The sequence below is a fragment of the Gracilimonas mengyeensis genome, assembly GCF_900182705.1.
Classification (GTDB): Bacteria; Bacteroidota; Rhodothermia; order Balneolales; family Balneolaceae; genus Gracilimonas; species Gracilimonas mengyeensis.
This window is the reverse complement of record NZ_FXTP01000007.1, coordinates 24,944-39,465: the sequence shown is the minus strand read 5'-3', so window position 1 is coordinate 39,465 and position 14,522 is coordinate 24,944. Positions and strand designations below refer to the sequence as shown.

Annotated in this window: 16 protein-coding genes; 9 read left to right on the top strand and 7 right to left on the bottom strand. The window is 44.3% G+C overall.

What is annotated here, in order from left to right; translation table 11 throughout:
* The first annotated feature begins 19 nt into the window (after positions 1-19).
* From FN815_RS08940 to FN815_RS19280, 3 genes are all read left to right on the top strand, one after another.
* Positions 20-1,255: an efflux RND transporter periplasmic adaptor subunit gene (locus FN815_RS08940; protein WP_185957233.1), complete on the top strand. Its 1,236-nt coding sequence runs from the start codon at positions 20-22 to the stop codon at positions 1,253-1,255.
* A 74-nt stretch (positions 1,256-1,329) separates the two neighbouring features.
* Positions 1,330-2,577, top strand: coding sequence for an MFS transporter (locus tag FN815_RS08935; protein ID WP_246075217.1), 1,248 nt, complete (start codon positions 1,330-1,332; stop codon positions 2,575-2,577).
* A gap of 7 nt (positions 2,578-2,584) precedes the next feature.
* The gene (locus FN815_RS19280) at positions 2,585-2,797 is read left to right on the top strand and encodes a GDCCVxC domain-containing (seleno)protein (protein ID WP_342780480.1); all 213 of its coding nucleotides are present in this window, start codon (positions 2,585-2,587) and stop codon (positions 2,795-2,797) included.
* On the opposite strand, the gene FN815_RS08925 is transcribed toward FN815_RS19280, so the two are convergent.
* The 5 genes from FN815_RS08925 to FN815_RS08905 all read right to left on the bottom strand — a co-directional run bounded on the left by FN815_RS08925 (position 2,773) and on the right by FN815_RS08905 (position 5,673).
* Positions 2,773-3,102, bottom strand: a complete 330-nt coding sequence (locus FN815_RS08925; RefSeq protein WP_142454290.1) for a hypothetical protein — start codon at positions 3,100-3,102, stop codon at positions 2,773-2,775. The genes FN815_RS19280 and FN815_RS08925 overlap by 25 nt on opposite strands.
* A 535-nt stretch (positions 3,103-3,637) precedes the next feature.
* Positions 3,638-4,717, bottom strand: a complete 1,080-nt coding sequence (locus tag FN815_RS08920; RefSeq protein ID WP_142454289.1) for a hypothetical protein — start codon at positions 4,715-4,717, stop codon at positions 3,638-3,640.
* A 4-nt stretch (positions 4,718-4,721) separates the two neighbouring features.
* Positions 4,722-5,039 (bottom strand): metal-sulfur cluster assembly factor, encoded by a 318-nt coding sequence (locus FN815_RS19230; protein ID WP_142454288.1) that lies wholly within the window; start codon positions 5,037-5,039, stop codon positions 4,722-4,724.
* 12 nt (positions 5,040-5,051) lie between these two features.
* Complete coding sequence (locus tag FN815_RS08910; protein ID WP_142454287.1) at positions 5,052-5,294, bottom strand: DUF2249 domain-containing protein; 243 nt, start codon at positions 5,292-5,294, stop codon at positions 5,052-5,054.
* 43 nt (positions 5,295-5,337) lie between these two features.
* On the bottom strand, positions 5,338-5,673 hold the full coding sequence (locus FN815_RS08905) for a ferredoxin family protein (RefSeq protein WP_142454286.1): 336 nt from the start codon (positions 5,671-5,673) through the stop codon (positions 5,338-5,340).
* 475 nt (positions 5,674-6,148) lie between these two features.
* Here FN815_RS08905 and FN815_RS08900 point away from each other — a divergent pair, with 475 nt between their 5' ends.
* From FN815_RS08900 to FN815_RS08875, 6 genes are all read left to right on the top strand, one after another.
* Positions 6,149-6,889: a hemerythrin domain-containing protein gene (locus tag FN815_RS08900; protein ID WP_142454285.1), complete on the top strand. Its 741-nt coding sequence runs from the start codon at positions 6,149-6,151 to the stop codon at positions 6,887-6,889.
* A 6-nt stretch (positions 6,890-6,895) separates the two neighbouring features.
* A complete protein-coding gene (locus FN815_RS08895; RefSeq protein WP_142454284.1) occupies positions 6,896-7,519 on the top strand; it encodes a helix-turn-helix transcriptional regulator in 624 nt (207 codons plus the stop codon).
* A 215-nt stretch (positions 7,520-7,734) separates the two neighbouring features.
* The gene (gene nadA / locus FN815_RS08890) at positions 7,735-8,679 is read left to right on the top strand and encodes a quinolinate synthase NadA (RefSeq protein ID WP_142454283.1); all 945 of its coding nucleotides are present in this window, start codon (positions 7,735-7,737) and stop codon (positions 8,677-8,679) included.
* Between the two features lie 359 nt (positions 8,680-9,038).
* A complete protein-coding gene (locus FN815_RS08885; RefSeq protein WP_142454282.1) occupies positions 9,039-9,791 on the top strand; it encodes a DUF2249 domain-containing protein in 753 nt (250 codons plus the stop codon).
* 13 nt (positions 9,792-9,804) lie between these two features.
* Positions 9,805-10,551: a Crp/Fnr family transcriptional regulator gene (locus tag FN815_RS08880; RefSeq protein ID WP_142454281.1), complete on the top strand. Its 747-nt coding sequence runs from the start codon at positions 9,805-9,807 to the stop codon at positions 10,549-10,551.
* 99 nt (positions 10,552-10,650) lie between these two features.
* Positions 10,651-11,241: a DUF6448 family protein gene (locus FN815_RS08875; RefSeq protein WP_142454280.1), complete on the top strand. Its 591-nt coding sequence runs from the start codon at positions 10,651-10,653 to the stop codon at positions 11,239-11,241.
* A gap of 1,099 nt (positions 11,242-12,340) precedes the next feature.
* On the opposite strand, the gene uxuA is transcribed toward FN815_RS08875, so the two are convergent.
* Both uxuA and FN815_RS08865 read right to left on the bottom strand, forming a co-directional pair.
* Complete coding sequence (gene uxuA / locus FN815_RS08870) at positions 12,341-13,558, bottom strand: mannonate dehydratase (RefSeq protein ID WP_142454279.1); 1,218 nt, start codon at positions 13,556-13,558, stop codon at positions 12,341-12,343.
* Positions 13,559-13,589: 31 nt separating this feature from the next.
* Positions 13,590-14,396, bottom strand: coding sequence for an SDR family oxidoreductase (locus FN815_RS08865; RefSeq protein ID WP_142454278.1), 807 nt, complete (start codon positions 14,394-14,396; stop codon positions 13,590-13,592).
* Positions 14,397-14,522: the final 126 nt, after the last annotated feature.

Genomic DNA, 14,522 nt, shown 5'->3' with positions numbered 1-14,522 from the left:
ATACTTAAATAACACCATCATGAAATCAATCAAAAACAGTACACTCATTTTTAGTTTCTTTGGACTATTGCTTGTTGCAGCCTGCGGCGGCGGAGATCATGCGCATGAAGACGAACATGCTGAAGAAGAAGGACATACCGAAAATGCTTTATCTGTAGAACTCAGCGAACGGCAAATGGAAGCCGTGGGCATCGAAATCGGGCAGTTTTCGTATCTGCCCCTGAAAAATACCGTTAAAGCTAACGGTATGCTGGAATTGCCCCCGCAGAAAAAGGCAGACATCAGTGCGCTGGTGGCAGGACAGGTGTCGGACATCAACGTAATTGAAGGGGATCGCGTAGAGACAGGAGATATATTGGCCACGATTGAAGATCCGGCCATCATTGATATGCAGCAGCATTTTATTGAAGCCAGCGAACAACGGGAGTTCTTACAACAGGATTATGAGCGTAAAAAGCGACTATTCGATGAAGAGGTCGGCTCTGCCCGGGAATTCCAGGAAAGTGCTTCACGGTACCGCTCTAATGAGGCGCGCATTTCAGGACTTCGATCTAAATTGGAGCTATTGGGATTAAATCCTGAACAGGTGTTGGAAGGCAGGATCAGCTCACAAGTGCCGGTACACTCCCCTCTGAATGGGTTCGTCCGCTTGGTAGAAGTGAATACAGGAAGCTACATCACCCCGGGAGACCATATGTTTGAAGTGATTGATAACAGTGAATTACACATCGACCTGATGGTATATGAAAAAGACCTGCACCGGGTAAAAGAAGGTCAGTTACTGTATTTTCGGTATGCCAATCAACCCACCTCAGAATTGTACAAAGGCGAGATTTTTGCGGTTGGAAAAGCTTTTGAGCAAAACCCCAAAGCTGTGCGTGTACATGCTCACCTGATGGAAGAACAGTCAAACCTCTTACCGGGATTGTATGTAGAAGCCATGATTGTAACCGATGAAGAAACGGTGCTTTCCTTACCTGAAGAAGCTGTGGTTTCCGACGGCGGGCAGTCATATATCTTCATGGTTGAAGAGGAAGAGGGGCATATTGAAATGGAAGAAGCTTCCCATTCCGATGAAGAAGAACATCGCGGCACGCATTTAAGAGCGGTACCCGTGGTAACTGGAACGAGTGAAGAAGGCTATGTAGAGATTCGTTTGCTGGAAGAAGTAGCCGAGGAAAGCCAGGTGGTTACCAAAGGCGCGTTCTTTGTGTTATCGGAGATGCGTAAAGGAGAAGGCGGGCATCATCATTGATGGTTAATCCGTATTTTAATGGGCGATTGCTTTCAGAGACTAAATAAGCAATCAAACAACAAGCAAACCATAGAATGACGGAAAACCTGACCATGCAAAACATTCCCGGATTAAAACAAAACTGGAAACAGTTTTCACTTCTGGTTTTGATCAATGCCTTTGTTGGTGGTATGGTTGGCCTGGAAAGAACCATTTTACCTGAGATCGCGGAAACTGATTTTGGTATTGCCGCTAAAACGGCCATTTTCTCTTTTATCATCGTTTTCGGTATAACCAAGGCGCTAGCCAATTACTTTGCAGGACGATTTTCTCAGCAATTTGGACGGAAAAAGATGTTGGTTATAGGATGGTTGTTTGGACTCCCTGTTCCATTTATTCTCATGTTAGCTCCAGACTGGAACTGGATTGTTTTTGCAAATATCCTTTTGGGTATCAACCAGGGATTGTCGTGGTCGGCTAATGTGATTATGAAAATTGACCTTGCCGGAGAAAAGGATCGTGGCCTGGCTATGGGATTGAATGAATTTGCGGGTTACCTAGCCGTTGCCATCGTCGCATTTCTTACCGGTTGGATTGCCAGCGAATATGGGCTGAGGCCTTACCCGTTTTATATCGGAATTTTTATGGCCGTCTTAGGGCTGATCATGTCTATCTTTCTTGTAAGAGATACCGCACCCTTTGTGCAGCATGAATCCAAAAACCACAAAACAGACCGGGTTAAAAAGAACCTGTTTTGGGAAGTTAGTTTCAAAGATTCCAACCTCAGGGCCATTTCACAAGGAGGTATGATTACCAATTTTACCGATGGTTTAGCCTGGGGCGCTTTCCCGATTTTTCTTGCTTCCGCAGGACTTTCACTTACTGAGATTGGAATAGTGGTGGGAGTATATCCTGCTTTTTGGGGCATGCTGCAAATTGTAACTGGAAAGTTATCAGATTATACCGGTCGCAAGAAAATGCTCTGGGCGGGGATGCTGGTTCAGGCCTTGAGTCTTATTGCATTTCCAATGGTTGACCAGTTTGTTGCTTTTATCATCATATCGGCTCTTTTAGGAACCGGAACGGCTATGGTGTATCCAACTTTTCTTGCGGCAGTGGCTGATTTGGTTCATCCAGAAGATCGGGCCGAAAGTATTGGAGTGTATCGGCTATGGCGGGATGCGGGTTATGCTTTCGGAGCCATTTTTTCCGGGATTATTGCTGATCTGTACAATATCAGCATGGCGATTACAATCACTGGATATTTAACGTTGATATCAGCTATCTGGCTTTATGTTGGGTTAAAGAAGCTAAATAATCCCGTTTTGAATAATTCAAACTGATCAAATAATGAGTACTGGTTTAATATTCACATCTATGATAACCTGTCCGGAATGTGATTTCGCTACCAACGAAGAAATGCCGGAAAATTCCTGCCAGTTTTTTTGGAAATGCCCGGAGTGTGAAAATATTATCAAACCAAAAGTTGGCGATTGTTGCGTGTTCTGTTCATATGGAAATATACCATGCCCTCCGGTTCAAGCAGAAAAAAATTGTTGTTGAATAATTCTTGAATACATGAAATTTATTAACTCAATGCTGTTGTTACCCAAGATCGACTTATTGTAAAAATTTCGGGCAATGGCTGCCTTTTTTTCACCTTTCCAGAGTCCAATAGTTTCCGGTATAATTTGGCGTAAGTTTGATATAAAACCCGTCATTGCGAGTTTCGATGATGCAGGAAGCGACCATTTGGGAGCAAATACTGGGCCTATGCCGCACACTTGCGTCGGTAGCAATCTCCAGGATAATGCACAGAGCGTTGGTAAGGGGATCGCTTCGCCAGTACGCATAATATCTTTATGCATTTAAATGCACTCCTCGCGATGGCCGGCCTATGCTTGTGCGATCCTTATGTCGAACTCATACTAATTTGGCCTTCTTGGCAGGGGAGCGTTTATTCTTTTTGGGGGGACAAAAATCCATGCTTTACAAAGGTTCGAATGATTCAAAAAAGGGTAGATTTGGACCAGTTTTTCCAAGTCAATTTCAAACAGGGATTCTTTTGGATCTCCGCTTAAAATCCCTAAGAGGTCATTTTACAGAGGCCAAAATCCACAAGTCTGTAACTTCCGGGGAGCTCAAAGCCTGATTCGCACAAGCGAGTCAGGCTTTTTTATGTGGATGATTCCTTACCGGTTGATGAACGTTGGGGTAAGGCAAAACACTTGTGCTATTCCAAAGCAATGTTCGGAAGGCGCAGCCTTCTTGTGCTGTTACTTTTGAGGTGAAACCTCAAAAGATCCCTGGAGGGATTTTTCGAGTTGTCGGAGATACGCAAAGGAGAAGGTGGGCATCATCATTAAGTTGATGATGCCAATCCATTTGGCAATAACTGGCACATTATGACTCATTTTTTTTAAAAATGAGAACCCAAATTCCGATTAAAAACATCAAAATAGCCAACACATTGATCCATGAGCCAATAGATCGGATTTCATAGAGTCCCAGAAAATCACCCGCAATTCGGATGAACAGTGATCCATGGAGTAAAACTAATGGCAGATAAAAATAGCGGCTCCAGGGGATGATCTTTCCGGAAAGGGAAGGGATGATGACAGAAGCATGAGCAAATATCATACTGAATACAAATCCCACAAACACCATATGAAGCAGGGCGTCATAGATTGGCCCAGCGGTTGGCAGTCCGTATATCAAGCCAAAAACTGCGGTCAAAATCAGCCATCCAAACCCACTGATCAGGCACCACGCACTATATCTGGTCCATTGCACCGATTTTATGGTCCTTCGAGCAATGTCATATTTAATAAGCCAGAGGGCAGAAGCAAGTGTTGCAACCATTACCAGGTGCCAGCCATGAACACGGTTTACATGAAGCAGAACAGTTCCTAAAACCCACATGAAAATAAAAGCTACAAAAGCCCATTGCGCTTTTTTAGGCGGGCGCATAATTCGGTTCAATTCCAGTCGCTCCCCAAAAATAGTGAGTACGGGAAAGCCTAACCACCAGATTACGACCTCAAAGACCGGTGCTCCCATGGCAAATAAAAGGTTTCCGATGAACAAAGCAGTACTGCCCATTGCCATGATGTAGTGATAGATCTTTGGCTGGATGAAACAGATGTACAACAGGGTGAGTGTTATGAAAAAGCTGCCGGTTGTAAATAACCAGCTCCCGTATGGCAGATTCACAAATAACATAAAAACGACAGATAGGGCCATAAGAAAAGGGCCGGAAAGCGTCCATCGTTTTTCCAAAGCGGCGGCACGTTCAAGGCCAATAAGGGTTCCAAGAAAGGCATTTATCATGAGTGGGCCGTGGATGCCCCCGGGGATGTTTACATTTACATCTTCCAAAAAACCCAATTTGGCAAGCCCGGCATACAAACCTGTCAGTAAACCAAGAGCTGCAAAAACCATAAAACCGGCCAGTAATTTGTTCGAAAATCGAAAAGCTTGCATCCGGCTATTGATTGAGTTGAGGAGGTGGAACAGCAAAAAACTCGACATCAGGCACGATCATATCTACCGACCATTCGGGTTCCATCACTAGCTTGCTTTCGGACGACTCGATCCCTTCAATTTCTGTAAGTGCCTTATCAATTTGCTGTTGCAGATAACGACGCATAGGACAACCCGGAGTAGTGGTGGTATAAATTATGGTGACCTGTCCATCTTCAATAAGGATGTCATAGACCAACCCAAGATCCACAATGTTCACTCCTAATTCGGGATCTATCACCTCTTTCAATTTCCGGGCTATCCGGCGTCGTTGTTCGGTCATGATTCAATTCAATTAAGTGCTGGTTCTAAGTATCCGCACTTTCCAAACATTTGGCCCTTCTTCCAGGTACTCCCAATGGAAAGCTTTGTCTCCCAACATAGCCGACATCTGATATCTGAGCGGTTTGGGGTCGTGGTCATTTACCAGAATGAAGGCCTCATCTTCGTCCAGGTTCTCAAAAGTCTTAAAAATCGTTGGATGTTTTTGTGGTGGGGGAATAACCCTCACGTCTAGTTCTTGTTCTATATCAGACATTTTTGTCTTATTTAGGGTTAAAAAATTTAGCTTTTGACTATCTTCACCACTTTCTGATCAATTCTTCCAGCTTAGGGAACTTGTCAGCCCAGAATTCAGCTTCCGGCAGCGGTTCTTTCATTTCATTGATGATTCGGTCTGACCACTCTTCGGAAAGCTGTTCGTTCAAATCAATGTAGTGTTCCCACTTCAAGGGAACTTCATCATCCGGGTAAATGGCTTCTACGGGGCACTCTGAGACACACGCATCGCAATCAATACATTCAACAGGATCGATGGCTAAAAAATTAGGCCCTTCACGAAAAGCATCCACAGGACAGACAACCGCACAGTTGGTATGCTTACAGTTGATACAATTTTCGGTAACTACGTAAGCCATATTCGATTTAAGTTAAATTCATTTATTTCTGCCTCGAATTTAGAGAGTGTATTAGTGAGAATCAATAATAAAATCGGTTAAAATAGATTTTATTATTTATAAGAAGATTGGAATGCAGCTTTGGTCAATTCTCACGCTAACATACCCTGAGTTCGAGATAACATTTCAACTTTTACGGTAATTGCTCCGGCCTGAAGTCCGGAGCAATTCATTGGACCCTGCTGAGGGGTTAGTTCTGCAGGGGGGGTAGTTCCCATCTCGAACTGAGCTTAGATAAGTTCATTGGAAGTAAAAGAAGCGTGGCTCCTGTAAGATCGATTTCAAATGATTTCCTGTTGGTTAACCTGATAGACACTGATCAATTATAGGAAATCTATAACGGAAAAATTAAAACTAATAAAACCGATTATATTGATTATAGAAGTTTCTTTGCCTATCATTGAAACATCATTGATCAGAAAAAGTGCAAATCATCATGAATGTTGAAGAAAAGGAGCCTCCTGGTATTTTAAAGAAAACCATTGCTGATTTCTTACAGGAGGAAAAAAGAGGTTTCAGGTTATTACAGGTACTTGGCATTCCCACTCGAGGAAATGAGCATAAAACCTTGATGGAAGTTTGTACTGTTGAAAATCGAAATGAAGAGGAGATCCTCAAGGAAATTAAACAGCTGAAGAAAGGGACTGAATTTGATTATCCGGATGGAATTTTTAGCTGGTCTACTGAGCTGGTAATTCGGTATCTGAAAGAAGAACATCACGATTATACCATTTCACTCATTCAGAACGCCGACGATTATGGAGCAAGAGCCTGGGATGTTCATGGTGCCCAATATCCAAAGATTAATCAGGTGAATTGGTATGTGCAGAAGCTAAAGAAGAAACTGGAAATGCATCTGAGTTTTGAGAATCAAAAATATTTCCCCAATGTGCTCAGGTTTTTTCAAATGAATGGGGAGCCCAAAGATGGAATGGTTCAGTCACTGAAAAAACAAACTGAGATTGTTGAAAAAGATCAGCAGGATATTGAGTATTTCACGCAACGAATCCGGGATCTGACCAATAATTTTACACCTCCCAAAGAAGCATGTACTACTTTTCGTCTATTTTATCTTACACTTCAAAAATTGGATCAAGATCTGAAGAAGCATCACTTCTTAGAACATCAATATGTGCTCTCCAAACTGAAAATGAAACTTGATAACCTTTTAATCTAACCGACCATGGTGAACGGGCCAAAGAACGAATTACTGGATCTCATCAAACACCACGGACAATTGACTATTGATGACTCTGTGGAGAAAATGGATTTAGCAAAAACCACGGTGCGCGAGCATTTTACACAACTGGAGAAGGACGGCTACATTGTGCGTAGTTATGAACGATCGGGGAGGGGGCGCCCCAGCCTGCAATTTCAGCTCACCAATAAAGGACATGCTTTGTATCCATCGTATGAACCGGAGATGATGCGGGAATTTATTCGGTACCTGCAAACGGAAGGGGAACATAGGATCCTGGAAGATTTTTTTCAGAAGTTTTGGGATCGTCGTTACCGGAAATTGCAAGCGATGCTGGAAAGCAAAGATGCGGAGACAGAGGAGGATAAAGCTGAGATCACGCGACAGATGTTGGACGGAGAAGGGTTTATGGCTGAATTTGAACAGGACCCGGATTCCGGTAGCTTAATCATGAAAGAATGTAACTGTCCATTTCGGGAGATCATCAAAGTGACCAAATTGCCTTGCAAACTCGAAAAGGAATTTTACCAAAGAGTGTTTGAGAAAAAGGTAGAACGAACGAGTTATATAGCGGAAGGGGATTTTTCTTGCACGTATTGTGTGGGGTGATGAGCTGTCAGCTTGTTGCCGTTGTTAAATGGATGAGGAGAATACAGATAACACGGATTGGGCAAATAGTTGTGGATTTTTAATGATTCTCGGGTCAATGATCATCTATGTGATTCAGCTCCTAAAATCCTTGCCACTATTGTGCTATCAAGCCGAATGAGGGAGCGAGTTCATGATGGTTCTTAAACGAAATGATAAAAGCATAATTACATAACATGACAAACGAGGAATTAATACTTCGTATTAACGATCTCAGGAAACAGAAAAATGCCATTATCCTGGCGCATAACTACCAGATTCCGGAAGTGCAGGATATTGCAGATTACATTGGTGACTCACTGGGTTTGGCCCGAAAAGCTGCCCAAACCAATGCCGAAACAATTGTCTTCTGTGGTGTACACTTTATGGCAGAGACGACCTCGGTCATCTCCCCGAATAAAAGAGTGCTTATTCCTGATCTTGAAGCCGGTTGCTCGCTGGCCGATACCATTACGGCCGAACAGCTTCGAACATGGAAAGGTGAGCATCCCGGTGCGGTAGTGGTGATGTATGTAAATACAACCGCTGAAGTAAAGGCTGAAACCGATTATTGCTGTACTTCTTCCAATGCTATGGATGTTATTAATTCTATCCCCGATGACAAAGAAATCCTTTTTGGCCCCGACAAGTTTTTGGGCAGTTATATCCAACTTATGACCGGCCGGGACAATATGCGTATATGGGACGGTGCCTGCCATGTGCATGAAAAGATTGGTGATTTGAACCTGGGAGAGAAGCAAAGAGAATATCCTGAAGCCGAAATTCTCATACATCCTGAGTGTGGATGCTCTACTTCCTGTATGCTTAATTCAGCTTTTTACCACGATTGTAAGGATGCCCATATTTATTCTACCGGCGGGATGATCGATTTTGTGAAGGAGTCCGAAGCTGAAGAATTTGTAGTAGCTACCGAAACCGGGATCTTACACCGGATGAAAAAGGAAAACCAGGGCAAAAACTTTATCCCGGCCAACGAAGAATCGGTATGTGAGTTTATGAAAAGAATTAACCTGCAGAATGTATATGAGGCCCTTGAATACGATCAGTTTGAAGTGAAGGTGCCGGAAGAACTAGCTGAAAAAGCAATTAAACCTATTGAGCGGATGCTGGCAATTGGATGAGAATGGGCCGTTAGCTTTTTGGCAAAATTGAATGAAGGAATGGAACACGGATTTGGCGATTAGTCGCCAAGGATAAATTAATAACTGGGTTCATGCGTTCCGCGCTGGAACCAAATAGCATATAAAACTAAAAGCTTTGCTGCTCTTACGTTCCAAGGCGGAGCACATGAGCGCGTTTTAGATTGTAGCTGAATGTGTTCAAATTTGGTACGAGCAGACACTTGAACCAGCTATTGAGAATATTGACATCCGACACTAGCGTAAGCTACCCCTTGTGTATTAGTTTGATAGAATCCGATTTGTTAAGGACATCTATCCGCTGAAATCAAAAAAAATTTTTAACCCTAAATAAGACAAAAATGTCTGCAATAACCGAAAATGAAATCGATGTAAGAAATCTTATTCCTATAAAACGTCACGAAAAACTGTTGAAGCTATTTAAAGAGCTGCCTGCGGGAGGTAGCTTTGTTTTCATCAACGACCACGATCCAAAACCGTTGTATTACGAATTCCGCTCTATCTTTGGGGATGTAGTCGGCTGGGAATATCTGGAGCGTGATCCGGAAGAATGGAAAGTACATGTAACCCGTACGGAAGCTTCCGAAGGGAGCAAAAGTTCGGGCATTTCCACACTCATTGATCTGCGTAAAACAGATAAAAAAGACTGGAAATACACCATTTTCCATCGTTATGGAATGATGCTGCCCAATGATGTAATGGAGATAAGGGCGGGGGACGACCCGGAGGAAATTCATAAAATTTTTCAAAAGAAATTTGAAGGAGAGCATAGTTGGAAATACAAAAGCAAAGAAGAGGGAGAATATGTTATTCACGTACAAAAACATGCTGAAAATGATGCGGATACGACGGATATTACAGTGGTGAATAAGTTTGATGTGCGTCCACACCCACCTGCCAAACGTCATGAAATGGTGTTTGAAGCCTTTGATGAATTAAAAGCGGGTGAGGCATTTTTGTTCATAAACGATCACGATCCTAAACCCTTATATTATCAGATGGAAGCGGAGAATGATGTGCCATTTAATTGGGAATACCTGCAAGCAATGCCAGGGGAATGGAAGGTAAAAGTCATGAAACTGAAACCTGAATAATTAGATAACTGTCATGGGAAGTCGAAAGACTACTCCACTTAACAACCCCACTTTAGAGAACCTTCATTGTTCAATAGAGCTAAAAACCGAGAAGCTGGGCATGGTTCCTTTTTTTCAGGATTTAAAGCAGCCTGAATTGGATAAGGTGGTAGAAAAGTTTTCGGCTAATCATTTCAGCGAAGGAGATGAAATTTATTACCAGGAAGATCCGGCACACTACTTACGGGTAATAGTTGAAGGCGCCGTTAAATTGCTTAGATATACGGACGAAGGTAAGGATGTGGTGCTGGATATACTTAATCCTGGTAGTTATTTCGGCTCGCTGAAGCTACTGGGCAGCGATGTCTATACAGAATCAGCCGTGGCTCAAAGCGGTTGCTGTATCCTTTCTATCGGACTAAAAGATTTTAAAGAAGTATTGCAGGAATATCCGGCGGTGAGTATTGCACTTCTTGAATCTAGCTCAGAAAAGTTACGGGCCTCGCAGGAACAGGTGAAACAGCTTACCACCCAATCGGTTGAAAAACGGATAGCTAATATCCTGCTTACCTTATCCGGAAAATTTGGGGAAGAGAAAGATGGTGGTACTTTGCTGCAGCTTCCATTTTCACGTAAAGATTTGGCTGACATGGCCGGTACTACCACCGAGTCGGCCAGTAGAGTCATGAGTACGTTTCAGAAAGAGGGTATCATTGAAACGGGCCGCCAATGGGTAGCTATTCAGGATATTGAGAGGCTCAGATCTGTTACAAAGTCCTAAAACGATTATGACCACACTAATTTGATCTATATCATTTTAGTGCTGTATTCAAGCGGTTAGATTGGGGATGAAAATCAAAAACCCAAAAAACTAACCGTTATGAATACTCGAATATCAACATTATTAACGCTCCTGTTTTTAACCCTCTTTTCCTTAACACCGATCCTTTCTCAAGCTCATTGCGACCGAGTTAACGGGCCGGTAGCTACGGATGCCCGCCAAGCCCTTGAAACCAAAGATATCGACCACGCTTTAGTCTGGATAGGTGAATCACAGGAACCGGAACTACGGACGGCATTTGAACGAAGTCTTAACGTGTATCAGGAAGGTGGAGCTTCTCAGAAACTTGCTGAACGCTATTTTATGGAGACGACGGTACGCTTACACCGTGAGGCCGAAGGCATGCCTTATACCGGATTAAAACCTGCCCAGGAAAGCTCTGAGGACATTCAATTAGCGGAAGAAGCCCTCAACTCAGGCAAGCTGGCACCGGTTACTGATATGCTGGCAAAGCAAATCCGTAAAAAAACGTCGCATTTATTTACTGAAGCTATGGAAGCCAAAAGTAACAAGGATGCAAGCGTTGAAGCCGGACGGGAATGGGTGGATGCTTATGTAAAATATATTGTCTATGTCCACAGCCTGTACCAAAAAATTCAGGCAGGCCCGGCCCATGGAGTAGGCGATTAGTTTAGGTCTGAACCCTGTCTGATTTAGCAATCCCGGCAGGTTTCAGTTCCCATTAACTCAAAAGCCTGATTCGCATAAGCGGGTCAGGCTTTTTATGTGGATGATTTTTCGGGTTGATCAACGATGGGGGATCGCAAGAAATTAGATGCTATTCTAAAGCAATGCATGGAAGGCCAAGCCTTCCTGTGCTATTACTTTTGAGGTGCAACCTCAAAAGATCCACTTGGATCCTTAGGAAAGGTTAGTTTTCATTCCGATCTCACCAATAGATCTTTTCAGGTTAAACTTGAAAAGTAAAAGCACGTTGAGGCTGTGCCTCGACTAATGTTAATCAGGCTGCTTGTTTGGATATTCTTTCCCTTTGGCGCCATCTCACACCCCTCACCGCCAATCAGGAACAGCTGATTGACGGATCTTCCTCCCCGAAGACTCGGGACAGGCAAGGGGAGACTTTCCTGCTGGGGATTGGATTGCTTCGTTAAATGCAGCAACTGAGTGTTCCAGTCATCCCTGGCCCAGACCAGGGATCTCCTGACTGCAAGAACTGAGTTGTATTAGGGAGATCCCGCATCTTCGCTACGCTGCGTGCGGAATGACGGAGCTTATCTAAGAGTCTTCTCCCATGTCCCGAATCCTCGGGAGGGAGAAACAAAGAGGGGTCGTGTAGCCAGGGGCTTGTTAGTTAGTTCTGGGAATTATCTTAATCAATTGGCATGGACACGAGTTTGTTAGATACCGTGCCTCTGGTGGCATCGCACAACAGATCTTTTCAAGTTGAACTTGAAAAGTACACTTACGTTGAGGCTGTGCCTCGACTAAAGTTAACCCGGTTGCAGGTTGGGCTATTTTTCCTTTAGCGCCATCGCACACCCCTCACCGCCAATCAGGAACAGCTGATTGACGGATCTCCCCTCAAGGGGAGACTTGCTCCTTGGTGGGTATGTTTGTGGGGTTTTGATTTTTTTGTCGGCAGTTTTACGGTGATGTAATTCACTTAAAGCATATCAAGCTTACCAACGAGTCTTCTCCCATGCGTTGCAGGGGAGAAACAAAGAGGGGTCGTGTTGGCAGAGGCTTGGAATTGAATGCTTCACGCTGGTTAGCCTTCCATTTTATCCAAAAAATGCTCCACGCCCCGCATAATTCCATCGATTTCGGCCAGGCCCTTTAGGCGGCCAATGAGGGGATATCCGGGATTATATTCATGCTCAAAATCGGAAAGGATTTTGATGCCGTGATCCGGGCGATAGGGCATTCGGTAATCCGTTCTGCCTTCTTTCTTGCGTTTTCGCTGCTCCAAAAGCAGAGCCTCCAAAATGGTCGCCATATTCTGGCTGCCTTTGATATGGCCGGATTCGTAGAAGCTGCCATCTTCCAGCAACTGCGTATTGCGGAGGTGCACAAAGTGAATGCGATCTGCATACTTTTGAGCCAGTTCCAAGGGCTTATTTTCCGCTCGGGCCGAGAGTGATCCCGTGCAATAGGTAATGCCATTGTGTACGGATTTGTTGGCCTCAAACAGCCATTCGTAATCCTCATCCTGCCCGATAATCCGAGGCAGGCCAAGTACAGGAAAGGGAGGGTCATCCGGGTGGATGGCAAAGCGCACGCCTGCTTCTTCGGCTACGGGTACCACATCATCCAAAAAGAGCTTTAGGTTTTCGCGCATCTTAGCCTTGTCCATTCCTTCGTATCGATCAATGAATTCAAGGAACAGCTTCTTGGGATCGGGGACGGAGCCGTCTATTACCCCGTCAATGAAACCCTGCGTAACCACAATGATGTTGTAGGCCAGCGCTTCGGCTTCTTCTTCAGTCATGTTGCTGTAGACTTCGGCGGCGCGTTTTACTATTTCTTCCGGATAGTCCCTTTCGGCTCCGGGTCTTTTCAGGATGTGAATATCAAAGGCCACAAAGGTGGGGAAATCAAAGTACATTGACTCACCGCCGTTCTCCAGCCGGTAATGGAGCTCAGTACGCGCCCAATCCAGAACGGGCATGAAATTGTAGCAAATGGTATCAATCCCGCATTTCCCGAGATTTCGAACCGATTGCTTGTAATTTTCGATGAGCCGGGGATAGTCCTCGTTGTGCAGTTTGATTCCTTCCGACACCGGAAGACTTTCCACCACACTCCAGCGCATCCCTTTGGATTCAATGAGATTTTTAACCCGGAGGATTTCCTTCTCGGGCCACACTTCGCCATTGGGAATATGATGCAAGGCCGTGATCACGCCTTCTACTCCCATTTGGACCAGCATATCGAGTGTAATGGTATCCTTTTCGCCAAACCAACGCCATGTTTTTTCTAAAGCCATTGTACTGTATGTATGATGAGATTAGATAAGATTAAACGCCACTGAATGAGCTGAAGCCGCCATCAACAGGCAAAATAACCCCGGTGATGAAGGATGCCGCATCCGAGCACAAGAACTGAACGGCACCATTGAGCTCAGAGATATCACCAAAACGTCCCATGGGCGTGCGTGCCAATACTTTCTTGCTTCGCTCGGTGTATGAACCGTCTTCATTGATGAGCACCTTGCGGTTTTGATCCCCGATGAAGAAACCCGGGGCGATGGAGTTTACTCGTATTTTCTCGCTGAATTTAGTCGCCATTTCCATCGCCATCCATTGAGTGAAAATGTTGATGGCCGTTTTGGCGGTGGAATATCCGAGTACGCGGGTGATGGCCGAATAAGTTGCCATGGAGGAAATGGTGATGATGCTTCCTTCGCCTTGCTCTGCCATGGCTTCACCAAATACCAAACTGGGGTACACGGTCCCGTTCATGTTCAGGTCGTTTACTTTCTCGAAGTCTTCGATTTTCATGTCGAAGATCGTCTGTTCCTCGGTCAGGGTAGCGCCCGGCAGGTTACCGCCTGCAGCGTTGATGAGGATGTCTATGCGTCCCCATTTGTCGAGCAAAGTCTGCCGGGTTTTCTTCATATCCTCGATATCGAGCACGCTGGATACCACACCCATGGCTTCACCGCCCATGTCCTTCAATTCCTTCACGCGGTTGTTCACATTCTCTTCCCGAATATCCAGAATGACCACTTTAACCCCGGCTTCGACCAAGCTTTTTGAGATACTGCCGCCCAAGACTCCACCACCGCCGGTAACCACGGCCACTTTTCCAGTTAAATCAAACATATGTAATTGTTATTTGTTGAATAGTTGAGATTATTTATTGCTTCCAATATAGCTTATAAATTGGATTTTATGGAGGCAGTGAAACCAATTTTTTTGAAGGTGTGGTGAAGAAATTCATTCTTGTGG

What these genes read in the sequence shown, in the direction of transcription:
- FN815_RS08940 (WP_185957233.1), top strand. Translation starts at nt 20, where the DNA reads ATGAAATCAATCAAAAACAGTACACTCATTTTTAGTTTCTTTGGACTA.
- FN815_RS08935 (WP_246075217.1), top strand. Translation starts at nt 1,330, where the DNA reads ATGACGGAAAACCTGACCATGCAAAACATTCCCGGATTAAAACAAAAC.
- FN815_RS19280 (WP_342780480.1), top strand. Translation starts at nt 2,585, where the DNA reads ATGAGTACTGGTTTAATATTCACATCTATGATAACCTGTCCGGAATGT.
- FN815_RS08925 (WP_142454290.1), bottom strand. Translation starts at nt 3,102, where the DNA reads ATGCATAAAGATATTATGCGTACTGGCGAAGCGATCCCCTTACCAACG.
- FN815_RS08920 (WP_142454289.1), bottom strand. Translation starts at nt 4,717, where the DNA reads ATGCAAGCTTTTCGATTTTCGAACAAATTACTGGCCGGTTTTATGGTT.
- FN815_RS19230 (WP_142454288.1), bottom strand. Translation starts at nt 5,039, where the DNA reads ATGACCGAACAACGACGCCGGATAGCCCGGAAATTGAAAGAGGTGATA.
- FN815_RS08910 (WP_142454287.1), bottom strand. Translation starts at nt 5,294, where the DNA reads ATGTCTGATATAGAACAAGAACTAGACGTGAGGGTTATTCCCCCACCA.
- FN815_RS08905 (WP_142454286.1), bottom strand. Translation starts at nt 5,673, where the DNA reads ATGGCTTACGTAGTTACCGAAAATTGTATCAACTGTAAGCATACCAAC.
- FN815_RS08900 (WP_142454285.1), top strand. Translation starts at nt 6,149, where the DNA reads ATGAATGTTGAAGAAAAGGAGCCTCCTGGTATTTTAAAGAAAACCATT.
- FN815_RS08895 (WP_142454284.1), top strand. Translation starts at nt 6,896, where the DNA reads ATGGTGAACGGGCCAAAGAACGAATTACTGGATCTCATCAAACACCAC.
- nadA (WP_142454283.1), top strand. Translation starts at nt 7,735, where the DNA reads ATGACAAACGAGGAATTAATACTTCGTATTAACGATCTCAGGAAACAG.
- FN815_RS08885 (WP_142454282.1), top strand. Translation starts at nt 9,039, where the DNA reads ATGTCTGCAATAACCGAAAATGAAATCGATGTAAGAAATCTTATTCCT.
- FN815_RS08880 (WP_142454281.1), top strand. Translation starts at nt 9,805, where the DNA reads ATGGGAAGTCGAAAGACTACTCCACTTAACAACCCCACTTTAGAGAAC.
- FN815_RS08875 (WP_142454280.1), top strand. Translation starts at nt 10,651, where the DNA reads ATGAATACTCGAATATCAACATTATTAACGCTCCTGTTTTTAACCCTC.
- uxuA (WP_142454279.1), bottom strand. Translation starts at nt 13,558, where the DNA reads ATGGCTTTAGAAAAAACATGGCGTTGGTTTGGCGAAAAGGATACCATT.
- FN815_RS08865 (WP_142454278.1), bottom strand. Translation starts at nt 14,396, where the DNA reads ATGTTTGATTTAACTGGAAAAGTGGCCGTGGTTACCGGCGGTGGTGGA.